Below are 20,176 nucleotides of genomic sequence, written 5' to 3'. Positions count from 1 at the left end.
GAGCCCCAGTGGCCCCCTCTCCCGGCTCACGCCGGGGACTCAATCCCCCGACGCCCCTCACCGTTTGCACGACGACAGTGTGCGCTTCCCGAACGCCAGCTCTTCCTCCGTGGGGCTGCCGTAGCGCACCGTCTTCGGCGCCGCCTTGGGCCTGCCAGCGTCGTGGACGTGGAGCACGCCCAGGTCGCGGCTGAGGACGGTGCGCAGCCCGGTGCCGTCGTAGAGCGCGCCGAAGAAGGCCCCGCCGCCGCGCAGCGGCAGCGGCGCCAGCGCACCGGCCGGCCGGAGCAGCAGCGAGGTGTGGTCCTCCGTGGCCCACTCGCAGGGGTCCTTCTTCCCGTCCCGCTTCATCCACGACACCAGGATGTCGAACACGGCGCTGCCGTCATCCCACCGGCTGCTGAAAATCTCCCACTCGCGCTGACACTCCGGGGCCTCGCACGACGCGCGCTCGGGAATCACGTCCGACAGCTCCAGGGGCAGCCCCCGGCCCTCCTTGCTCGTGGAGTTGTCGTCGGCGCGGCGCAGCTTGCAGCCCGTGGGCGCGTCCTTCTGGCGCAGCGCCACCGGCGTGCCCGACAGCCGGCCCGGGGGCAGCACGTCGCAGTCCACCTGCAGCTCGGACATGAGGTACGTCTTGCGGTCCGCGTCCGTCCCCATCCGCACCGCCCACCACACCACGGGCACCGCGCGGCAGGCCGCCGAATCCGCCTTGCCAAACACCCACAAGGGCACGGACGGGTCCGGCGCGCCCAGCTTCCGGACGTCCACATCCTCCGGCACCAGCTTCACGCCGGAGCGCTCACGCTCGCTCTCCGAGAAGAAGCGGTCCTTCGACTCCGGGATGAGGGCCTGGTGCGCCAGCCAGCCCGCGCCCTTGAGCCCCACCAGGTTGCGCGCCGTGAAGGGCACCACGTCCGGGCGCTTCGGACAGCCGCGCTCGGGCTCGGCGGCCGGAAAGGTGTCCACGTCATCGAACTGCGCGGACGCCACCAGGGGCAGCAGCAGCGCCAGGCTCGACACCCACGCCTGCGCGGTCAACCGGACAGCCAAATGCATCGGGCTCCTCCACGAAGCAGCGTCCGCGGCCAGTTGGGGCGCGCGGGCGAAAGAGGGAGCCTCCCGTCATACCGCAAGCCCACGACACGCCAAGCCCAAGCCCTCAGCGCTTGCGTGACTTCTTCGGCGGCGGCAGCACCTCCACCGGAATCTCCCGCTCCACCTCCACCGCGGCCGGCGCACCCGCATCGGTGGGCGCGGGCGGCTTCACCTCCTGAATCTGGTCGTCCAGCGGCACCCGGCCCACGGAGCGGTGGAACAACTCCCACAGCGCCTTGCGGTGCACCTCCGGCGAGCCCGCGCCCGACACCACCACGCCCGCGCCGCTGTAGCGGGCCTCCAGCCCCAGCGGCTCGAGCCCCTCCCCCAGTGAAGCGAGCTGCTCCTGGAGGACGGGCAAATCGAAGGTCAGCTCCAGCTCCCGGGCCACGAAGGCGTCCGTCTTCAACAGCTCCAGCAGCGCCAACCTGCACGCGGAGTCCTTCACCGAAGCGCTCAAGGAGCGCTCCGTGCCGGTCGTCGCGTTCAGGTCCGGACAGGCCTCGCGGGCCGCGGCCAGCCGGGGCGCGGGGTCCTCCCGCGGCGGCGAGCCCACCGTGAGGCGCCACACGGCGAAGCGGCCCCCCGCGTACAGCAGGAGCAGCGTCCGCCCCGCCTTCTGGCCGGTGAGCAACAGCTCATTGCTCCCGGGCAGCAGCTCCGCGTCCGCCACGGAGGCGTCCGCCACCTGGACCCAGTCCACGGTGTCGAGCTTGTGGAAGCGCTCCTTCCCGGGCTCCAGGGGGACGACCAGGTCCACCGGCCACGCGCGCGCGCGCGCCGGGACGAGGAGGGCCAGGAGTGCTCCAACGACGTACATGCGAGCGGACATCAGGGCTCCAGCGCAGTGGTGTGGACCCTTAGCACGGGATAAGAACAGGGCTCTATGCCTACCTGGACCCTCTGGGTCGCCTGCCTGGCGCTGAGCTTCATCAGGGCCCTTGTCGCCGCTTCGGAGTCCGCGCTCTACGGCGTGTCCGACCTGCGAGCACAGGAACTGGTGGACACGCAGCCGGGCCGGGCGACGCGCCGGGTCCTCCGCCACAAGACGGACCGCGAGCCCGTGGCCACGGCGCTGCGCCTGGGCATGGTGCTCAGCGGCTTCCAGGCCGCGGCCATCGGGGCCTTCGTCCCGCCGCGCATGCTGGACTTCAGCCGCTACGGCGAAGCCGAATGGCTGCCGGTGGCCACCGTCGCCGCGGGCGCGCTGCTGGTGGGCGTGCTGGCCACGCTCATGGAAGTCACCATGCGCGGGCTGGCCAACGGCAGCCCGGAGCGCTGGGCCCTGCGGCTGTCGGGCTTCACCGCGCTGCTGGTGACGGTCCTCTACCCGCCCATGCGCGTGGCCATGGTGGTGCTCAACCTGATGGCGCGCACCTTCGGCCGCACGCTGCGCTTCGAGCCGCCGCCGCCGCCGCTGGAGGAGCTGGAGAAGCTGCTGGCCGCCCAGGCCGCGAAGAACGAGGTCGACAAGAGCGCCCCGCAGCTCATCCGCTCCATCTTCGAGCTGTCCGACAAGCGCTGCCGCGACGTCATGGTGCCGCGCACGGAGGTGGTGACGGTGGACATCACCATCCCCCCGGAGGAGCTGCTGCGCCTGCTGGCGGAGGAGAACCACTCCCGCATCCCCGTGTACCGGGACGACGTGGACCACGTCATCGGCGTGCTGCACGCGCGCGACATCATCCCGCTGCTCCAGCACCCCGAGCTCATCGTCCTGCAGGACATCATCCGCCCGGCGCACTTCGTGCCGTGGATGAAGCCCATTGGCGACCTGCTCCGGGACATGCAGAAGCAGAAGATTCACATGGCCATCGTCGTCGACGAGTACGGCGGCTTCATGGGCGTGGTGACGCTGGAGGACATCCTCCGCGAAATCGTCGGCGACATCGGCGACGAGTTCGAGGTGGAGGAGAAGCACGTGGAGAAGCTGGCCGACGGCAGCTTCCTGGTGGACGCCGCGCTGGAGGTGGACGCCTTCACGCAGACGTTCGGCTTCCCCCTGCCCGAGGGCGACTTCGACACGCTGGGCGGCTTCCTCTCCTCCATGGCGGGCCACCTGCCCGACGTGGGCGAGCGCTTCGCCTACAGCGGCTGGCAGTTCGTCGTGGCGTCCAAGGAAGGCCCCCGCATCGACCGCGTGCGGATGTCGCGCGGGAAGTCCGGCCTCACCAAGGACGGCAAGGCCACGGAGCCCCGCGACGGACTGCCGCGCGAGCCCGGCCGCGAGGAGCAGGCCTCCGCGAAGAGCTGAGGCCCCAAGCGACACCGGCCCCGCTCCGGGGCCGGCGCCCACGCGCTACTGGGACCAGTAGCACTCCAGCGTCTCTCGCGCGGACTTGCCAATGAGCTCGCAGTTCTCGAAGCGGGCGCGGTCGCTGCCGCCGAGCTGCTGGCCGTAGCGGTCCGCGAAGCGCCGGAAGTAGGCATCCGGAAGCGCCTTGGAGTCGAGCCGGAAGTCCGCCGCCGGGGCGCGCTCGAGCTCCAGCCGGAAGGAAATGCCCCGCCCGGCGACGAGCCTCCGGATGCTGGCCTCGTCGGTGATGGCCTGCTCCACCAGCTCGTTGAGCGGCTGCCTCAGCGACACGGCGCCGTCCTCGCCGGTGCGCCCGGTGCGCCGCGCGGCGCCCAGGGAGACGCTCCAGTGCAGCGGGCCATTGAGCGCGAAGGTCCGCTCATCACAGCGCTGGGAGCGCTCCTCCTCGACCTCGCCGGTGTTGACCACCTCGCGGGTGACCTCGTCGTCGGAGAGGGCCGTCACCAGCGGATAGATGGAGGCCAGCGCCAACACCAGGCCGAGCGTCATCGGGAGGTCGATGTCCTCGTCCTCGGACGCGCCGTCGGACATCGACATCAGGACGCCGCCACCCCCGAGCATCGCGAGCCCGCCGAGCAACGAGCCCATGGGTGGACTCGTCGTCGTGTCGATGCGCTGCTTGCTGAACTCGGTGGAAATCTCGGTGCAGGTGTTGCGCTTCACCGAGACGCGGGCCACGTAGGACGCATCCACGACGCTCTCCAGCGTGTCGCGGTGCGTCTCCCCCAGGGGCGCCTCTCGCAGCCGCTCGCCACGCACGTACTCGGACGTCGTGCTGCACCCCGCCTGGGTGAAGAGCAACGCCGCCAGCCCCGCTGCCCCGAACCTAGAAGAGCCGGTTGCGCGCATCTTCCATCGCCCCACAAAGCCGCGAGTAGTGTTCCAGCGCCCGCTCCAGCCGCAGGCTCTTGTCGACGTCCGTCTGCCGCCCGGGGACGAAGTCCCGCACCGACGTCACGGAGAGGTCCACATAGGGCAGGCTCTGGAACTTGCCGGTGGGCTCCGCGCAGTAGCGGTTCTCCGCGCTGCACTTGCGGAACATGGAGTACGTCCCGGTGTGCTTCTCCTTCACACGAAGCCGGAGCGTCGCGTCGTTCCCACCGTTGAGCCGGATGACCTCGATGGGCAGCAGCAAGCCGCGCAGGTCGACGATCTCCGTCCGCTCACGGGGCTTGTCCAGCACCATGATGCGGCAGTCCTTCACCGTGACGTGCACCTCCGTGTCGTTCCACGCCTCGATGTGCTCGCGCAGCCACGCCTCCGTCTGCGCCTTGGTCGGGTCGGCCTTGCGCGAGGGAGCCGGGGGTTCAGGAGGTGCCTTCTCCGCGGCCAGGACACTTGCGGAGCTCAACAGCCCCAGGGAAACCGGAAGCATGCATCGTTGTAAAAGCGACATGCACCGCACGGTGCCATGTCCCGCGCTCCGCCAGCAACGGACAAGTCCCATGTCACCGCATGGGTAAAGCCTGCCCCACCGACATATGCGCCGGCGGCCTCAGTTCCCGTCCAGCGGCGGCACCCAGGCCAGCGGCAGCACGCGCTCGGACTTGAAGGGCGCGCGTCGCTCGGTGCCGCCGAAGCGCAGCACCACCCCGCCCTCCACCCACACCCGCCGGGGCACCGGCTCCGGCGCGCCCGTGGGGCGCGCGCTGGCCAGCGGGAAGAGCACGCGCAAGGGGGCGCTCCCATCCGCGGCCAGGGGGGCCGCCACCTGCTGCGTGCCCACCGCCACGCGGCGGCCGTCCACCCGCAGCGTGAAGTCCACCGCAGCCAGCGTGGCCGCGTCCGAAGCGGGGTTCGTCACCGCCAGCTCCAAATCCAGGACGCCGGTGCCGTCCTGCCGGAAGTCCACCTGGAAGCCCACCACGCGCACCGCGTCTTCATAGGCCCGCGGACGGAAGGGCACCGAGCCCAGACACCCGGACACGGCGAGCCCGCCTCCCAGCAGCCCCAGGATGACGGCCCGGCGCGAGCGCATCTCAGCCACCCAGCAGCGGCTGGAGCGCCTCCACCGTCAGCGGCCAGCCCGCACGCCGGGACAGGGATTCCAGCGCCTTGATGAACTCCGCCGCCGTCTGGAAGCGCCGCGCCCGGTCCGCGAACAGCGCCTTGCGCGCCACCTGCACCGCGTAGTCCGGCAGCTCCGGGGAGGACGTCAGCAGCGGCACACGGGCGTCGCGCACCTTGTGCATCAGCTCCGCCTCGTGCTCCCCGGCGAAGAGGCGGCGGCCGGACCACAGCTCCCAGAGGAGGATGCCCACCGCGTACAGATCCGTGCGCGCGTCCACCGGCAGGCCCAGCACCTGCTCCGGACTCATGTAGGGCAGCGTGCCGCGCAGCGCGCCGGAGTCGCCGCGCATCATCCCCTCCACCTCCGCCACGCCGAAGTCGGTGAGCTTCACGTCACCGTTGATGCCCAGCAGCAGGTTGGCCGGATTCACGTCGCGGTGGACGATGGTGGCGCCGTTCTCCCCCACCTTCGCCCGGTGGATGTAGTCCAGCGCCTTGAGCAGGGACCAGGCGATGTAGCAGGCGGACTCGGGCGGCATGGCCGCGCCGGCCTTCACCAGCAGCTCCTGCATGTAGCCCAGCGTCCGGCCACTCACGAGCTCCTGCACCATCAGGTAGTCCGGCCCCGCCTTGAACAGGCGGTAGGTGCGGACGATGTTCGGATGGCGCAGGCGGACCGTCAGCTTCGCCTCGTCGACGAAGGCCTTGACGTAGGCGGTGTCGCTGCGAAACGACGGGTGCAGCCGCTTGATGACAATCTCGTCCGGTTCACCCGGTGAGCGCTGCGTGGTGACCCGGGCTCGCGCCTGGTACACCTCCGCCATGCCGCCCACCGCCAACCGGCCGACTACCTCGTAACCACCCAGGTCCGGAGCATCCGCCACGGCACAACATTACTGCGAATTTCCGTCCGCACCCACTATTCCGCCATCAGGTCGTGGAAGAGCGCCTCATAGCGGCGGCCGGACGCCCCCCAGGAGAAGTCCTTCTCCATGCCCCGGCGCCGGAACTCGCCCAGGCGTAGCGGGTCCGCGTAGAGGGCCAGGGCGCGGCGGATGGCCGCCAGCAGGGCGGACTTGTGGAAGGCCTCGAAGAGGATGCCGTTTCCGTCCAGGCCCCCCTCCACCGTGTCCACCAGCCCGCCGGTGGCCCGGACGATGGGCACCGTGCCGTAGCGCAGCGAATACATCTGGTTCAGGCCACACGGCTCATAGCGGCTGGGCATGAGGAAGAAGTCCGCCCCCGCCTCCACCAGATGGGAGAGCGCCGGGTCGAAGCCGAGGTGCACGCCCACCTGCTTCGGGTAACGGGCCTGCAACGCGAGCAGCCCCTCCTCCAGGGGGCCTTCGCCGCTGCCCACGCCGACGACGCGGAGGTCCGCGTGGAGCGCGGCCGGCAGGGCCTCCAGCAGCAGGTCCATGCCCTTCTGCCACGCCAGCCGGCTGACGAAGCCGAACACCGGCGCGGGGCTGTCCTCCAGCCCGAAGCGGGCCAGCAGCTCGCGCTTGCACACGGCCTTGCCGGCCAGGTCCTTCAGGCCGTAGCGGGCCGGGAGGAAGGCGTCGTCCTCCGGGTTCCACTCGTGCGTGTCCACGCCGTTGAGGATGCCGTGGAGCCGGTGCGCGCGGTGCCGCAGCAGGCCGTCCAGCCCGTAGCCCTGCTCCGGCGTCTGGATTTCCCGCGCGTAGGTGGGGGACACGGTGGTGAGCGCGTCGGAGAAGACGAGCCCCGCCTTCAGGAAGTTCACCGCGTCGTGGAACTCCAGCCCGTCATGGGCGGTGAACAAGTCCCAGGGCAGCGCCAGCTCCCCCATCACGTCCTTGGGGAACTGCCCCTGGTAGGCCAGGTTGTGGAGGGTGAAGACGCTCTTCGCGTGCGCCAGCGGCCCCGTCTGGAAGCCGCGCCGCAGCGCCACCGGCACCAGCCCCGTCTGCCAGTCGTTGGCGTGGATGATGTCCGGGATGAAGCGCAGCCGCTGCGCCGCCTGGAGCGCGCCCACGCTGAGGTAGGCGAAGCGCCGGTGGTTGTCGGCGAAGGCGCCCCCCGCGTCCCCGTAGAGGCCGTGGCGGTTGCCGAAGAGGAACGCGTTCTCCAGGAAGAGCACCTCCAGCCGCTCCGACACGCGGGCGGAGAGGATGGGGCCCGACAGCTCGCCGAAGGGGAAGCGCAGCAGCAGGGACTGGCCCGTGGGCTGAAGCCGCTCCGCGCCGCGCAAGTCACGGTAGCGCGGGGTGATGACCTTGACGTCATGGCCCAGCGAGGCAAGCGCGGCGGGGAGGGCCCCGGCCACGTCCCCCAGGCCCCCCGTCTTGGAGAACGGGGCCACCTCCGAGGAGATGAAGAGGACATTCATGTGCGCACATTGACGTGTGTGCCGGATGAGTCAACCGCGAAGGTGCACACCTGCCCCGCCCCCCATATGTTGCAACGCGTGATGATTCCTCCAGACCCCATCCAGCGCTTCGCGGAGCTCTTCGAGCGGGCGAAGCAGGCCGTCGCGGTGGACCCCAACGCCATGGTGGTCGCCACCGTGGGAGAGGACGGGCGCCCCAGCGCGCGCGTCGTCCTGCTCAAGGACTTCGATGCGCGCGGCTTCGTGTTCTACACGAACCACGAGAGCCGGAAGGGCCGCGAGGCCCGCGCGCATCCCCATGCCGCGCTCTGCTTCTACTGGCAGCCCTTGAATGAACAGGTGCGCGTGGAAGGCCGCGTGGAGCGCGTCACGGACGCCGAAGCGGACGCCTACTTCCAGAGCCGCGCCCGCGGCAGTCAGGTGGGCGCCTGGGCCAGCCTGCAGAGCCAGCCGCTGGTGACTCGCGAGCAGTTGGAGGCCCGCGTGGCGGAGGTGGAGCAGAAGTACGCCGGCCAGCCCGTGCCGCGCCCGTCGCACTGGTCCGGCTTCCGCGTGGTGCCGGACCGCATCGAGTTCTGGCACGCCCAGGAGAGCCGCCTCCATGACAGGCACGTCTACCTGCGCGAGGACGGCGGCTGGCGCACGCAGTTGCTCTACCCCTGAGGGCGCGGCTACCAGGGCACTTCGGTCCCCTGGTAGTCGAAGAACCGGCCGCTGTGCTCCGGAATCAGCCCGTCGATGACCCGCAGCATGCCGCGCACCGAATCCGGCGTCGGCAGCGTGGCGTCCGGGCCGCCCATGTCCGTCTGCACCCAACCAGGGTGAAGCAGCACGGTGACGAAGCCCTCCGGGCGCAGGTCCGTGGACATGGAGCGCACGGCCATGTTCAGCGCGGCCTTCGACATGCGGTACGCATAGGCGCCGCCGTCGGTGTTGGCCGCCAGCGAGCCCATCCGCGAGGTGACGTGCGCCACCCGCCGCAAGGCACCTTGCCGCAAGCCCGGCAGCACCGCGTTGGTGACACGCAGCGGGCCCAGGGCGTTGATGGTGAACGTGCGCGCCAGGTCCGCGTAGTCCACGTCACCCAACGCGCACCACAAGCCGGAGACACCGGCGTTGTTGATGAGCACGTCCACGGGGCTGGTGCACACGTTCGTGGCGAACGCGCGCACGCTGGCGTCGTCCCCCACGTCCAGCGCATGGATGCGCAGGCGGTTGCCTGCCTTGTGCTTCAAGGGCTCCAGCCGTCGTGCTCCCTCTGACGACCGGACCCCGGCTTCGACGGTGTCGCCTCGCAGCAGGAGCTGCTGGACGAATTCGAAACCAATCCCCCTGCTCGCTCCGGTGATGACGTAGCGCATGCATGGCATTAACGCGCTGAATGCCTCCCGCTGGCAAAACCCGCGCGCCGACAATCGGGGAGTGCACGCTGGTAACCGCATGAACCCCATGCAGAGGACACATCCGATGAATGTCGCCGTCGTGGGAGGTGGGATTTCCGGGCTGGCCATCGCGCACGGTTTGCGTTCGCGCGGTACGGCTGCCGTGCTCCTGGAGACATCCGCACGCCTTGGAGGCGCGGTAGGCACGCATGCGCGCGCTGGCTACCTGGTGGAGCAAGGCCCCAACAGCTTCCTGGACCGAGAGCCCGCGACGCGAGCGCTCGCGGCGGCGCTGAACCTGGAAGGTCGAATCCGGACCGCCGACCCTTCGGCGAAGCGTCGCTATGTCTACACGCGGGGCAGACTCCGGTCGGTGCCGGCTTCTCCGCCGGCGTTCCTGGCTTCGGACATTCTCCCGCTGGGCGCGCGGCTGCGGGTCGCTGGCGAGCTGTTCTCCGGCCGCGCGCCGGAGGGCACGGACGAATCACTGGCCGCGTTCGGCCGCCGCCACCTGGGCCACGCGGCGACGCGGGTGTTGCTGGACGCGGTGCAGACGGGCATCTACGCCGGTGACGTGGAGCAGCTCAGCGTCGAGGCGACGTTTCCCCTGCTGGTGAAGCTGGAGCGCGAGCACCGCAGCCTCATCCTGGGCGCCCTCCGCGCGCAGAAGGCTCAGCGCAAGGCCCTGCCCGCGGGTGACGCGCCGAAGCTGACGGGCGCGCTGAGCACGTTCGACGGGGGCCTCCAGGTGCTCATCGACGCGCTGGCCGCCTCGCTGGGCGGCGCGGCGCACGTGGGCGCGCGGGTGGAAGGCCTGACGCGCGTGGACGGCGGCTGGAAGCTCGCCGTCGAGGAGCACGGACGCCGCGCGGAGCTGACCGCGGCCCACGTGGTGCTGGCGGTTCCCGCGTTTGTCGCCGCGCGGCTGCTGCGCCCCCTGGACGACGCGCTGGCGGAGCAGGTGGCCCGCATCGAGTACGCGCCCATCGCGGTGGTGCACCTGGGCTTCGACGCGGGCGCGCTCCCCGCGCCGGATGGCTTCGGCTTCCTCGTCCCCTTCGAGGAGCGGCGGCGGCTGCTGGGCGCCATCCACGCGTCCACCACCTTCCCCTTCCGCGTCGAGGGCGACCGCGTGCTCTACACCTGCATGGTGGGCGGCGCGCGGCAGCCGGACCTGGTGCAGCGGGATGAAGCGGCGCTCGCGGCGCTGGCGCTCGAGGAGCTGCGGGCCCTGACGGGCGTGACGGCCCAGCCCACCTTCACAGAGGTCTTCCGCTGGCAGCAGGGCATCCCCCAGTACAACGTGGGGCACCTGGCGCGGATGGCGGACATCGACGCGGCGCTCCAGCGCTGGCCGGGGCTGCACCTGGCGGGCAACGCCTACAAGGGCATTGGCCTCAACGACTGCATCCGCAACGCGGCGCGGCTCGCGGATGCCCTGGCGGACGAGGACACCGTTCGGAAATAGCGCCTGCGACCGCTCGTTGTCAGGGAGCGACCGCTCGGGCCGGAGGCGTCAGCGCAAACCAGGAAGTCGCGTCAGACTGGCAGTGCATGCTTCCCGGAGTCAGGAGCCTCCCGCCATGTTCGCCCTCCCCTCCCCCGTCCTCGTCGTCGCCGCCATCCTCTTCTTCCCCGTCGTCCTCGCCGGCAGCATGCTGCTGGACGCCTTCGAGACGGAGCTGGAGGAGCGCCCGGCGCGGTGACGCGGCCAGCGGTGTAGGCTCCCGCTGGCGCATGCTGGAAACGTCGGAAGGCTCCATCGTCCGCGCCACCCTACGGGCCCTCGTGGAGCCCCGACGGCTGCTGCCCATCCTCTTCGTCTCCGGCGCGCTGGTGACGGCGCAGGTGCGCTTCAGCCACGCCCCCCTCTGGGCCGCGTTCGGACTGGGCCTCCTGATGTGCCTGCTCTTCATCGCGGTGGCGCCCGTCTCCTACCGCGTCCTCTTCCCGGAAGGCCTGGACCTGAGCCACGGCGGCATCCGGCTCCTGCTCTACGGCACCGTGGGCAGCGGCGTGGTGCTCACCTCCGGCTTCGTGCTGCCGAAGCTCCTGGGCATGGGCCCCACCTTCCTCACGCAGCCCACCAACCTCGCGGTGTGCGGCGCGCTCTTCCTCGTGGGGGGCTGGGGCCTGGGCCGCGACATCGGCTTCGAGGAGAGCCTCACCCGCGAGCGCGCCCGCGCCGCCCGCTTCGCGCTGGAGGCCGAGCAGGCGCAGCTCCTCGCGCTGCGCAGCCACCTGGACCCGCACTTCCTCTTCAACACGCTCAACGCCATCGCGGAGTGGTGCCGCGAGGACGGCGTCGTCGCGGAGGCCGCCGTGCTGCGGCTGTCCACCATGCTCCGCTCCGTGCTCGCGGGCGTGCGCAGCGCCACCTGGCCCCTGGCGCAGGAGCTGGAGCTCATCCGCACGCTCTTTGACTTGCACCTGCTCCGCGACCCGCACCTCTTCCAGCTCACGCTGAACGTCCCCGCCGGCATGGAGGCAGTCCCCGTCCCCCCGCTCGTGCTGCTGCCCCTGGCGGAGAACGCGGTGAAGCATGGCCCCGCCGCCGGCCACCGCGGCCCCCTGTCCCTGGACGTCACCGCCCGGGGACACGAGGTGGAGGTCGCCCTTGAAAACCCGGGCCCCTCGCGTGGCCCCCGTGAGGGCAGCGCCGGCCTGCCCACCGTGGAGCGCCGCCTCGCCCTGGCCTACGGCGGCGCCGCCCGGCTCGTGCTCGACAGCGGCGAGGCGCGCACCCGTGTCACCGTCACCCTGCCCCGCGCGGGCCCCCAACCTGGAGTCCTCACCTGAGCGCCCCGCTTCGAGTCCTCATCGCCGATGACGAACTGCTCGCCCGAAAGCGCCTGACACGGCTGCTCGCGGCGCTCCCGGACACGGAGGTCCGCGGCGAGGCCTCGGACGCGGAGGGCGTCCTCTCCGCCGTGCGCGCGGGCGGCGTGGACGTGGTGCTGCTGGACATCCACATGCCCGGCCTCAGCGGTTTGGATGCCCTGGCCCTGCTGCCGGAAGGCGGCCCGCGCGTCATCCTCTGCACCGCCCACGCCGAGCACGCCGTGCAGGCCTTCGAACATGGCGCGGTGGACTATGTGCTCAAGCCCGTGGAGCCCGCGCGCCTGCAGAAGGCCCTGGAGCGGGCTCGCGCACGCGGCCCGGCCGAGGTCAGCCCCCCACCGAAGCCACCTGGCCCGCCCGTCCGCGGCCTGGGGCGGCTGCCCATTCCCACGCGGCAGGGCATCGTCCTGGTGGACCCAGAAGCCATCTCCCACGCGTCACTGGAGGACGAATTGGTGACGGTGTTCACCACGCAGGGAGACTTCCTCACCGACTTCACCCTCAACGAGCTGGTGGAGAAGCTTCCGTCCGAGCACTTCCACCGCGTGCACCGCCGCGCGCTGCTCAACCTCACGCACGTGGCGCGCCTGGAGCCGCTGGACACGGGCGGCTACCTGGCGCGCACGCTGCGAGGCCACGCGGTGGAGGTGAGCCGTCAGTCCGCGCGCGAGCTGCGGCGCATGCTGGGCCTGCGTCGCGGCGTCGAGGAAGAGGGCTGAACAACGACAAAGGGCCGCGCTTGGGTGCATCCGCGCGGGCCCGGCTGCGAGTGGCGACCTACTTCACGCGCACTTCGACGCTGACGACCCGGCCACCCTCGTTGCGCGAATAGACGACGGTGCCGCGCTCCGTCCACACCGGCCCGAAGCCCGTGCCCAGGCTGTAGGCCGAAGCGACGTCGTAGTCCTTGTCGAAGGCGAGGACGCGCACCTCGCCGTCCTCACCCTGCCGCAGGCTCGTCGTGGTGTAGACGATGATGCGCCGGTCCGCGTCCCACTCCAAGGTGCCGCCCAGCGCGGGGTTGGGGATGGAGGCCGAGCTGAATTGCGTGGTGCCCACGTTCGTCACCTGCTTCAGGTCCTTGCCGTTCTCCTTCACGCGCCACAGCGAGGGCACGCCCGAGCGCCGCGTGGACTGGAACAGCACGGTGCGCCCATCCGGCGTCCACACCGGCGCGCTGTCATCGAAGCCCTCCGTCACCCGGTCCGACTTGCCCGAGTTCGCGTTGAGCACGTAGAGCTCCGAGCGCTGCACCACGTCACCCTCGCGGTATCCATCCGGCAGCTTCGCGTACGCCACGCGGTCGCCATCCGGGGACACCTCGGGCGCGCCGGTGCGCTGCGCCACCAGGTGCGAGGTGCCCTGGCTGTCCATGCGCATGAGCTGAAGTGAGGTTGTCTGATACACGATGATGCGCCGGTCAGCGGACTCGGACGACGGCTCCACCAACGACTGGGACGCCACGCCAGCGGACTCAGCATCCGCGTGCGCCTCCGCCCCACCGCACGCGGCGAGCAGCAGCGAAGAAGCCATCCACATCGCAAGGTTCCTACGGGGACTACGGCAGCGGACGTCAGTCGGATGCATACGGTCCTCTGGGTGGAATCCACCTACCAGCGCGGGGTTGACAGGTTTTACAGTCCGCGCTCACCGGTACTCCAGGTCAGAACACCATAACAACCCAGACCGTCATAAATGCTACCCGCCGACTGGACGCGACACCGCCACACACCGCGTCAGGGTGACGCGAAAAGTGAGTGAACCTGGGTCGCGTCCGCGCCAAGGATGTCTGAGAGGACCCGGGACGGTTGGATGGGGACGGCGATGCCAGCGCGCGCGCACCGCGCGGCTTCGTCCAAGGTGAGCGAAGGCGCGGAGCAGTAGGACTCCCGCCAGTGCTCGGCGAGCTGCCGGGCGAAAGTCACGCGCAGGGCCTCCACCTTCGCCTCCAACCAGACCTCCGCGTGGGTGAAGCTCGGGCGCTGGGGCCGCACGTTGCCCTCCGCGAAGGTGACGTCGTGCTCGTGCCCGGACTCGGAGAGCTGGTCCTGCAACGTCACGGTGAGGGGGCCGCGCCGGGCGTCCAACACCGCGGAGGAGGCCACCGCGATGTGGTGCGCCTGCGACAGCCGCAGCGCGTGGTATTCAAAGGACTTCGGGACGTCGCGGTAGCGCGTGACGGGCACGGAGTAGGTGTGCGTGTGCTGGGTGTACTTCGTCACCGTGCGCGTCTTCGTCTTGCCGTCCTCGTCGGTGTACTCCTCCTCCGCCTCGTAGGGCTCCTCGATGACCTCCTTGCGGTCCTCGTGGTCCGTGTAGGGCACGCGGTCCGTCCATGACGCGCTCAGCGACACCGGCTGGCTGTCGCGCTCGGTGACGAAGCGTCCCTCCAGGCTGAACACCGGCCGCGCCGAGCCCCCCGGCGCGAACCAGGGCGAGGACTCGAAGGCGTGGGTGAGCCGGGCCTCCAACTGCGCCTGCTGGGCCTCGTCCAGGCCCTCCACGGTGCCCGCCCACGACGGCGAGCCGAACAGCTCGGGCGCCGTCGCGGGGCGCGGCGCGTACTCCCGCCAGTGGCCGCAGTAGCGGAACACCAGCTCGCGCCAGTGCGGGCTGTCCTCCGTGCTGAGGTCGCGCAGCCGCTGGCAGGACGTCTTGCCGCTCTGGAGCACCAGCCACTCCATGTCGCGGGAGATGAGGGCCAGCTCGCGGTGCGCCAGCAGCGGCTGCTTGCGCCGCAAGGCCTGCTCCGCCGTGAGCGCGTGGCCTTGACGCGCGGAGTTTCCGACGAGCCGCTGGAGGTGACGGCGGGTGCCATCCACCTCCTCGCGCAGGGAGCTCTCCATGCCCCCATTCAGCTTCGAGTTCCATGCCGTCCGGTGGTCCAGGAAGCGCAGGAGCCACGCCTCCGCTTCTTCGTCATCCCCCTCCAGGCGCGTCTCCCGCGCGTTGCTCAGCAGCTGCGCCAGCGCGCGCGCGCGCAGGGCCTCGCGGGCCAGGAGGAGCTCCTGGTCATAAGGGCGCTTCTGGATGAGGTCGTCGTAGATGGCGGCGGCCTCCACGAACATGCCCTTGCGCGCCAGGGAGTCCGCGCGGCCGCGCAAGGTGGTGCAGGCGCACAGCGCCAGGACGGAGACGACGAGGAGGAGCCGGGCCATGGTCACGAAAGAGCAGGTCGAGTGCGTCCGGTGACGGACGTGGCGGCGGGATATTCACGGAGCGCGGCCCTTCACCGCACGCCGCCGGAGACAGGCTACTCGACCGGCCATGAATGGACAGGCGCTCCGGATTCGGAGTGCTGGAGGTAACGCTCCAGCATCGCCGCCAGGGCGTCCTGCCGGGGCATCTGTGACTCCAGCCGCGCCAGCACCTGCCGCTGCCAGGTCGCGCCCGTCCGGCGCAGCAGGACGCGCTGTTCGATGATGCCCAGCAAGCCGTCCGCCTCCTCCGCGTCCACGCCCGCGCGCACCAGGCCCTCGCGGGCTTCGGGGAGCAGCCGCTTCACCAGCTCCGTCGCCGCCACGGGCTGGGGGCTGGGCGCCGTGGCCGAGGGCCACAACAGTTCCGCGTCCAGGCCCTGCCGCGCGGCGCGGATGAAGTTGCCGTACGCGTGGACGAACGGCAGCGCGGGCAGCAGCGCGTCCACGCGCTCGGCCAGCGCCAACGTGAGGCCCAGCAGGAAGGCGCCGTTGGCCACCATGTCCACCGGCGTGGGCCCGGCGGGCAGCGCGCGGAACTCGATGCGCAGGTGGCCTCCGTCCTTCGGGTCGTAGATGGCGCGGTTCCAGCTCCACACCGTGCCCTGGTGCAGGCGCAGCTCCTCCAAGCCCGGCACCTCGCCCGCCGCCACGCGCTCGCGCGGGGGCTCGTCGCCCGACACCGGCAACAGCGGCGGATGCAGCGCCACCGCTTCGGCGAACAACTCGTAGGCGCCCTCGCGCACCCAGCCATGGCCGAACGACACGCGCGCGTGAGGCTGGAAGCCGCCTTCTCCGGGCTCGCCCCGGTCGTCCACCGCTTGCCGGAACAGGGCCACGCGCGTCTCGTCCCACAGCTTCCGCCCCAGGAAGAGCGGCGAGTTGCCCGCCACCGCCAGCACCGGCGCCGTGGCGAGCTGCGCCGCGTTGTACATGCGCGCGAAGTCACCCGGCGCCACGCGCAGGTGGTACTGGAGCGACGTGTTCGCGCCCTCCAGCGTCACGTCCTTCCAGGTGAGCGACAGCGCCTCCTCCTCGCCCCGAATCGACACCTGGAACGGCGCGGACCGGCGCTGACGGATGGCGGTGGACATGGCGCGATAGCGCGGCTCGTTCGTGAGCGCGCCACTGCCCAGGTCCGCCTCGCGCAAGGTGGGGAGGATGCCGATGACGGCCACGCGCGCGCCCTGCGTGGACGCGGCCCGGCGCACCGCGCCCACCGCGCTCTCCACCTCCTGGCGCAGCGCACTGAAGGGCCTGCCGGCCAGCGGGCCCGGGCGCAGGTTCACCTCCAGGTTGAAGGCATCCAGCTCCAGCGTCACGCGGGGGTCCTCCGCGCGCGCCAGCACCTCCCGGTTCACGGGCAGCGGGAAGCCCAGGCGGTCCACGAGGTACAGCTCCAGCTCCGCGCCCACCGTCGGCGCGCCCGCGCCGAACCCCGGACGCGCCAGAAGCGCCCGCAGCGCCTCCAGGCACTCCGCCAGCCGCCGGGAGAAACGCGCGTGGTCCTCCGGACGGAACTCCTCCTGATGGATGGCCATCCCCATGACGCCTCAAGGTAGGCACGGCCGCCTGCTTCCGCCCGGGAGCCCGCCTGCACGGACACCAGGCACCTGCCGGACCGCCCCACGGGGCAGGGTCAATGTCCAGGAACGGCACCGGGCACGGGTAGGTACGCCCGCGCCCGGTGTGTTATCTGGGGGCCTGGCCATGCCGTCCGACACGTCCGCCAACCTGTACGATTTGACGCGGCCCGCGCTGGGGGCGCTGCTCTCCGGCTGGGGCTTCGGCCCCTACCACCGCGACCAGCTCTGGACCGCGCTGTACCGCCGGCACGCGACCACCTTCGACGAGCTGGACGGCCTCAAGCCGGAGCTGGTGCGCGCGCTGCGCGAGCACACGCGCCTGGGCCAGTTGGCCACCCACCACGAGTCCTTCAGCAGCGACGGCTTCACGCACAAGCTGCTGCTGCGCCTGGACGACGGGCAGACCATTGAAACCGTGCTGATGCGGTTCAAGGGCCGCGCCACGGTGTGCATCAGCACGCAGGCCGGCTGCGCCATGGGCTGCGTCTTCTGCGCCACCGGGCAGATGGGGCTGTCACGTCACCTGACGCCCGGCGAAATCGTGGGGCAGATACTCCACGTCAACCGCATCCTGCGCGCCTCCGGCGAGACGCTGCGCAACGTCGTCCTCATGGGCATGGGCGAGCCGCTGCACAACTACGAGCACACCCTGTCCGCGGTGGACGTGCTGGTGGATGCGCTGGGGCTCGCCATGGGCCCACGCTTCATCACACTCAGCACGGTGGGCGTGGTGCCCGGCATCCGGCGGCTCGCGGACGAAGCGCGCCCCATCCACCTGGCCGTCAGCCTCCATGGCGCCACCGACGCCGAGCGCGCGGCGCTGGTCCCCGCGGGGCGCCGCTGGCCCCTGGACGAGCTGATGGACGCGTGCCGCTACTACAGCGAGAAGCGCAAGCGCCGCGTCTTCTTCGAGTGGACGCTCATCTCCGGTCGCAACGACACCGCCGAGCACGCGCACACGCTGGGCCGGCTGCTGCGCGGCATGGACGCGCACGTCAACGTCATCCCCCTCAACCCCACGGTGGGTTATGACGGCGGCCCCAGCAGACCTGAGTCCGTGCGCGCCTTCCAGGACGTGCTCGCCTCCCATGACGTGCCCAGCACGGTGCGTCAGCGACGGGGCATCGACATTGACGCGGGCTGTGGCCAGCTCAAGGCCACCGTGGAGCGCCGCGCACGCCGTTCACTTCCCACCAGCGCCTGACGCACGCCCGAAGGCCCCAAGCCTGCTGTCCGCCCAGTCCCCGGGTACGAGCGCACTGGTGACGCGAACGTCCCTTCGTCAGGGTCCTGAGTTACACCCCAAGGGGCGCGCCGTGTCGGTGGCGGACGCCCATGTCGATTACGGGCCGTGCCCCTTGCACGCGACACGGCCATGGGCACATTCTTTCCATCGGCTTCCCCGGGGAGGTGGGCGATGCTTTCCATCCAGGAGCACGCAACGGTGGATGAAGCGAGCAGTGAGCTGCTCGACTTCGTTCTCAAGCCGTACAACTGGCTATCACTGCCAAGAACAGGCACGGACCCGGCGGCATGGCCCGGGCAGAACACGCTCTATCAGCGCCGCGTGGGGCCGCTGCGTATCTGCGCGTCCGTCGACGTGGCGGCCACGCTGGACGTCTTCCTGCACATCGCCTTCCGTGCACCGGGCCTCACGCCGGTGAAGGCGGCGGACTACCTGGAGAACTTCCTCAAGCAGCGGCTGCCACTGACGCCCAACTCCGAATGGCAGGTGGAGGTGGACGAGCGCCGGTGGATTCACTTCTCGCGGCGCTACGCGGGCCCTCACCTCAAGGCGTGAGCGGCTCCAGCCGGTAGTGGCGCAGCGGCTGCGCCACGTTCTTCACGGGCGTCTCCGTCAGGGGCCCGAAGCGCAGGCCCTGGAAGAAGGGCTCCTCGGAGCCCACCAGCGCGGCATGCACGCTGTCCATCACCAGCGTCTCCCGGAAGCCCGCCAGTGACTGGAGGCGGGCCGCCTGATTCATGCCGCTGGAGAACGCCGTGTACTGGCGGTTGGGCCCGAAGAGGCCGCAGTTGGCGTGCGCCAGGTTGACGCCCACCGCCACCCCCAGACCGGGCAATTTCACGCGCTCACACAGCGCAGCGACTTCCTCGCGCGCGCCCAGTGACGCGGTGAAGGCCTGGATGTCACACGCGGCCCGCACCGCCGCCTGTGCGCGCTCGCGCGGCGTCCCCTTGAAGAAGGGCGGCCCGAAGAGGCCGATGACGCAGTCACCGACCATCTTGTCGAACACGCCGCCGTGCTCCCAGATGCAGCCCACGGCGCGCTCGCTCCACTCGTCCACGAAGCGGCCGATGTCGCGCGGGCTGTCGAAGCCCCGCTCGCAGATGCGGGTGAAGCCGTTGATGTCCGCGAAGAGGATGCCCACCTCCTGGTCCTGCGCCCGCAGGTGCTGGGCATAGGCGGGGTCCTGCAACAACGCGTCGATGACGGCGTTGGGGAAGAACTGCGACAGGTGGATGCGCTCGCGGTTGTAGTCCTGGAGCCGCTGACTCAGCGTGGACGCCAGCACCCGGATGAGGTCCATGGCGTAGGTGGAGAAGCCGTCGTCGTTCCACACGACAATCTTCCCCAGCGGCCCAGGCGCGGCGGCGCCGGAGATGAGCACGGCCTCCGTGGTGCGGCCGGAGAAGAGCCGCCGCAGCGTGGACTCCTCGCTCAGGAGCAGCCGGGGGCCATGTTGACGGATGGCCGCCTCCAGCCCCGCGTGGGGCTGCTCGCCGCTTTCGAACTCCAGGTGCCCGTTGCGGTAGGTGCGGTAGTGCAACACGTGCGGCTGCACCGCGTCCCGGGACAGCAGCAGGAAGCCCGGCAGGCGCACGCGCTGCGCCAGCGTCAGCACGGCCAGGTCCATGCCCGCCTCGAAGACGGGGTTGGCCAGGTGGCTGTTGCACTGGAGGATGAGCTGGTGCTTCTCCGACGCGGTGTGCACCAGGCACAACACCGTGTCGAGCTGCTCCGCCACGGTGTCCAGCACGCGCTGCAGTCGCGCGGATTCCGCCGGCGCGGTGGCGTCGTTCGCGAAGAGCAGGCCGAACATGCCCACGCGGGTCCCCGCCACGTCCAGGGGCTGGCTGACCAGGGTGTCCTCGCCCAACCGGCGCACGCCCACGGCGCCTTCCAGCAGCGCGCCGGGGTGACAGTCACTCCAGTCCCCATCCTCCCACGTCTGCTCCACCAGCTCTTCGTCTCGCGTGGTGATGGCCACGGCCTTGGCGCCGGTGAGCGAGCGCACCAACGGAAAGCAGCGCTTGAAGGTCTGCGTCAGCGTCTCGCGCTCGCGCAGGCTCTCCTCCAAGGTGTCATCCACCGCGCGCTGGAGGGTGCGCAGTGCCTTGTACTCCCCCAGGTTGATGTCGGTCATGGGCTG

Annotated in this window: 20 protein-coding genes; 8 read left to right on the top strand and 12 right to left on the bottom strand. The window is 70.8% G+C overall.

Annotated elements, in window-relative coordinates:
* Nucleotides 1–57: 57 nt before the first annotated feature.
* Nucleotides 58–1,059 (bottom strand): hypothetical protein, encoded by a 1,002-nt coding sequence (locus tag KGD87_RS33225; protein ID WP_284664945.1) that lies wholly within the window; start codon nucleotides 1,057–1,059, stop codon nucleotides 58–60.
* Nucleotides 1,060–1,162: 103 nt separating this feature from the next.
* Nucleotides 1,163–1,930 carry a pilus assembly protein N-terminal domain-containing protein gene (locus KGD87_RS33220; RefSeq protein ID WP_284664944.1) on the bottom strand — a complete coding sequence of 256 codons (768 nt, stop codon included), beginning with the start codon at nucleotides 1,928–1,930 and terminating at the stop codon, nucleotides 1,163–1,165.
* Nucleotides 1,931–1,984: 54 nt separating this feature from the next.
* On the opposite strand from KGD87_RS33220, the gene KGD87_RS33215 reads away from it, so the two are divergent.
* The gene (locus KGD87_RS33215; RefSeq protein WP_284664943.1) at nucleotides 1,985–3,352 is read left to right on the top strand and encodes a hemolysin family protein; all 1,368 of its coding nucleotides are present in this window, start codon (nucleotides 1,985–1,987) and stop codon (nucleotides 3,350–3,352) included.
* A 45-nt stretch (nucleotides 3,353–3,397) separates the two neighbouring features.
* Here KGD87_RS33215 and KGD87_RS33210 read toward each other — a convergent pair whose 3' ends face one another.
* From KGD87_RS33210 to glgA, 5 genes are all read right to left on the bottom strand, one after another.
* Nucleotides 3,398–4,264 (bottom strand): hypothetical protein, encoded by an 867-nt coding sequence (locus KGD87_RS33210; protein WP_284664942.1) that lies wholly within the window; start codon nucleotides 4,262–4,264, stop codon nucleotides 3,398–3,400.
* Nucleotides 4,242–4,790 (bottom strand): hypothetical protein, encoded by a 549-nt coding sequence (locus KGD87_RS33205; RefSeq protein ID WP_284664941.1) that lies wholly within the window; start codon nucleotides 4,788–4,790, stop codon nucleotides 4,242–4,244. Before KGD87_RS33205 ends, KGD87_RS33210 begins: the two co-directional genes overlap by 23 nt.
* Before the next feature lie 120 nt (nucleotides 4,791–4,910).
* Entirely contained in the window at nucleotides 4,911–5,393 is a 483-nt protein-coding gene (locus tag KGD87_RS33200) for an LEA/WHy family protein (protein ID WP_284664940.1), read from the bottom strand.
* 1 nt (nucleotide 5,394) lies between these two features.
* Nucleotides 5,395–6,309, bottom strand: a complete 915-nt coding sequence (locus tag KGD87_RS33195; RefSeq protein ID WP_163782549.1) for a serine/threonine protein kinase — start codon at nucleotides 6,307–6,309, stop codon at nucleotides 5,395–5,397.
* A gap of 35 nt (nucleotides 6,310–6,344) precedes the next feature.
* A complete protein-coding gene (gene glgA, locus KGD87_RS33190) occupies nucleotides 6,345–7,778 on the bottom strand; it encodes a glycogen synthase GlgA (protein WP_284664939.1) in 1,434 nt (477 codons plus the stop codon).
* On the opposite strand from glgA, the gene pdxH reads away from it, so the two are divergent.
* Complete coding sequence (gene pdxH / locus KGD87_RS33185; RefSeq protein WP_284664938.1) at nucleotides 7,779–8,441, top strand: pyridoxamine 5'-phosphate oxidase; 663 nt, start codon at nucleotides 7,779–7,781, stop codon at nucleotides 8,439–8,441.
* Nucleotides 8,442–8,449: 8 nt separating this feature from the next.
* Here the strand turns inward: pdxH and KGD87_RS33180 are convergent, their stop codons facing one another.
* Nucleotides 8,450–9,139: an SDR family oxidoreductase gene (locus KGD87_RS33180; protein WP_284664937.1), complete on the bottom strand. Its 690-nt coding sequence runs from the start codon at nucleotides 9,137–9,139 to the stop codon at nucleotides 8,450–8,452.
* Nucleotides 9,140–9,218: 79 nt separating this feature from the next.
* On the opposite strand from KGD87_RS33180, the gene hemG reads away from it, so the two are divergent.
* From hemG to KGD87_RS33160, 4 genes are all read left to right on the top strand, one after another.
* A complete protein-coding gene (gene hemG, locus KGD87_RS33175) occupies nucleotides 9,219–10,628 on the top strand; it encodes a protoporphyrinogen oxidase (RefSeq protein ID WP_284664936.1) in 1,410 nt (469 codons plus the stop codon).
* A 115-nt stretch (nucleotides 10,629–10,743) separates the two neighbouring features.
* Entirely contained in the window at nucleotides 10,744–10,866 is a 123-nt protein-coding gene (locus tag KGD87_RS33170; RefSeq protein ID WP_255207871.1) for a hypothetical protein, read from the top strand.
* Nucleotides 10,867–10,897: 31 nt separating this feature from the next.
* Nucleotides 10,898–11,959 (top strand): sensor histidine kinase, encoded by a 1,062-nt coding sequence (locus tag KGD87_RS33165; RefSeq protein ID WP_284664935.1) that lies wholly within the window; start codon nucleotides 10,898–10,900, stop codon nucleotides 11,957–11,959.
* Nucleotides 11,956–12,720, top strand: a complete 765-nt coding sequence (locus KGD87_RS33160) for a LytR/AlgR family response regulator transcription factor (protein ID WP_284668724.1) — start codon at nucleotides 11,956–11,958, stop codon at nucleotides 12,718–12,720. Before KGD87_RS33165 ends, KGD87_RS33160 begins: the two co-directional genes overlap by 4 nt.
* Before the next feature lie 58 nt (nucleotides 12,721–12,778).
* Here the strand turns inward: KGD87_RS33160 and KGD87_RS33155 are convergent, their stop codons facing one another.
* The 3 genes from KGD87_RS33155 to KGD87_RS33145 all read right to left on the bottom strand — a co-directional run bounded on the left by KGD87_RS33155 (nucleotide 12,779) and on the right by KGD87_RS33145 (nucleotide 16,745).
* Nucleotides 12,779–13,534 carry a beta-propeller domain-containing protein gene (locus KGD87_RS33155; RefSeq protein WP_284664934.1) on the bottom strand — a complete coding sequence of 252 codons (756 nt, stop codon included), beginning with the start codon at nucleotides 13,532–13,534 and terminating at the stop codon, nucleotides 12,779–12,781.
* A gap of 203 nt (nucleotides 13,535–13,737) precedes the next feature.
* Complete coding sequence (locus tag KGD87_RS33150; RefSeq protein ID WP_284664933.1) at nucleotides 13,738–15,159, bottom strand: hypothetical protein; 1,422 nt, start codon at nucleotides 15,157–15,159, stop codon at nucleotides 13,738–13,740.
* A 95-nt stretch (nucleotides 15,160–15,254) separates the two neighbouring features.
* Entirely contained in the window at nucleotides 15,255–16,745 is a 1,491-nt protein-coding gene (locus KGD87_RS33145; protein WP_284664932.1) for a glutamate-cysteine ligase family protein, read from the bottom strand.
* Nucleotides 16,746–16,908: 163 nt separating this feature from the next.
* Between KGD87_RS33145 and rlmN the strand changes: the two genes are divergently transcribed.
* Both rlmN and KGD87_RS33135 read left to right on the top strand, forming a co-directional pair.
* Entirely contained in the window at nucleotides 16,909–17,988 is a 1,080-nt protein-coding gene (gene rlmN, locus KGD87_RS33140) for a dual-specificity RNA methyltransferase RlmN (protein ID WP_284664931.1), read from the top strand.
* Nucleotides 17,989–18,201: 213 nt separating this feature from the next.
* Nucleotides 18,202–18,585: a hypothetical protein gene (locus tag KGD87_RS33135; RefSeq protein WP_163785205.1), complete on the top strand. Its 384-nt coding sequence runs from the start codon at nucleotides 18,202–18,204 to the stop codon at nucleotides 18,583–18,585.
* Here KGD87_RS33135 and KGD87_RS33130 read toward each other — a convergent pair.
* Nucleotides 18,575–20,170, bottom strand: coding sequence for an adenylate/guanylate cyclase domain-containing protein (locus tag KGD87_RS33130; protein WP_284664930.1), 1,596 nt, complete (start codon nucleotides 20,168–20,170; stop codon nucleotides 18,575–18,577). The two genes, KGD87_RS33135 and KGD87_RS33130, sit on opposite strands and share 11 nt — an antisense overlap.
* Nucleotides 20,171–20,176: the final 6 nt, after the last annotated feature.

It is taken from the genome of Myxococcus sp. SDU36, assembly GCF_030168875.1.
In the GTDB taxonomy this organism is placed as follows: domain Bacteria; phylum Myxococcota; class Myxococcia; order Myxococcales; family Myxococcaceae; genus Myxococcus; species Myxococcus vastator.
This window is presented reverse-complemented; position numbering and strand designations above follow the sequence as displayed.

Excerpts from the sequence above, each read along its gene's own strand:
- hemG (WP_284664936.1), top strand. The coding sequence starts at position 9,219 with ATGAACCCCATGCAGAGGACACATCCGATGAATGTCGCCGTCGTGGGA.
- KGD87_RS33150 (WP_284664933.1), bottom strand. The coding sequence starts at position 15,159 with ATGGCCCGGCTCCTCCTCGTCGTCTCCGTCCTGGCGCTGTGCGCCTGC.
- KGD87_RS33170 (WP_255207871.1), top strand. The coding sequence starts at position 10,744 with ATGTTCGCCCTCCCCTCCCCCGTCCTCGTCGTCGCCGCCATCCTCTTC.
- KGD87_RS33205 (WP_284664941.1), bottom strand. The coding sequence starts at position 4,790 with ATGCTTCCGGTTTCCCTGGGGCTGTTGAGCTCCGCAAGTGTCCTGGCC.
- KGD87_RS33145 (WP_284664932.1), bottom strand. The coding sequence starts at position 16,745 with ATGGGGATGGCCATCCATCAGGAGGAGTTCCGTCCGGAGGACCACGCG.
- KGD87_RS33200 (WP_284664940.1), bottom strand. The coding sequence starts at position 5,393 with ATGCGCTCGCGCCGGGCCGTCATCCTGGGGCTGCTGGGAGGCGGGCTC.
- KGD87_RS33180 (WP_284664937.1), bottom strand. The coding sequence starts at position 9,139 with ATGCGCTACGTCATCACCGGAGCGAGCAGGGGGATTGGTTTCGAATTC.
- KGD87_RS33215 (WP_284664943.1), top strand. The coding sequence starts at position 1,985 with ATGCCTACCTGGACCCTCTGGGTCGCCTGCCTGGCGCTGAGCTTCATC.
- KGD87_RS33225 (WP_284664945.1), bottom strand. The coding sequence starts at position 1,059 with ATGCATTTGGCTGTCCGGTTGACCGCGCAGGCGTGGGTGTCGAGCCTG.
- KGD87_RS33130 (WP_284664930.1), bottom strand. The coding sequence starts at position 20,170 with ATGACCGACATCAACCTGGGGGAGTACAAGGCACTGCGCACCCTCCAG.
- KGD87_RS33220 (WP_284664944.1), bottom strand. The coding sequence starts at position 1,930 with ATGTCCGCTCGCATGTACGTCGTTGGAGCACTCCTGGCCCTCCTCGTC.
- KGD87_RS33155 (WP_284664934.1), bottom strand. The coding sequence starts at position 13,534 with ATGGCTTCTTCGCTGCTGCTCGCCGCGTGCGGTGGGGCGGAGGCGCAC.
- KGD87_RS33210 (WP_284664942.1), bottom strand. The coding sequence starts at position 4,264 with ATGCGCGCAACCGGCTCTTCTAGGTTCGGGGCAGCGGGGCTGGCGGCG.
- KGD87_RS33165 (WP_284664935.1), top strand. The coding sequence starts at position 10,898 with ATGCTGGAAACGTCGGAAGGCTCCATCGTCCGCGCCACCCTACGGGCC.
- KGD87_RS33135 (WP_163785205.1), top strand. The coding sequence starts at position 18,202 with ATGCTTTCCATCCAGGAGCACGCAACGGTGGATGAAGCGAGCAGTGAG.
- rlmN (WP_284664931.1), top strand. The coding sequence starts at position 16,909 with ATGCCGTCCGACACGTCCGCCAACCTGTACGATTTGACGCGGCCCGCG.
- glgA (WP_284664939.1), bottom strand. The coding sequence starts at position 7,778 with ATGAATGTCCTCTTCATCTCCTCGGAGGTGGCCCCGTTCTCCAAGACG.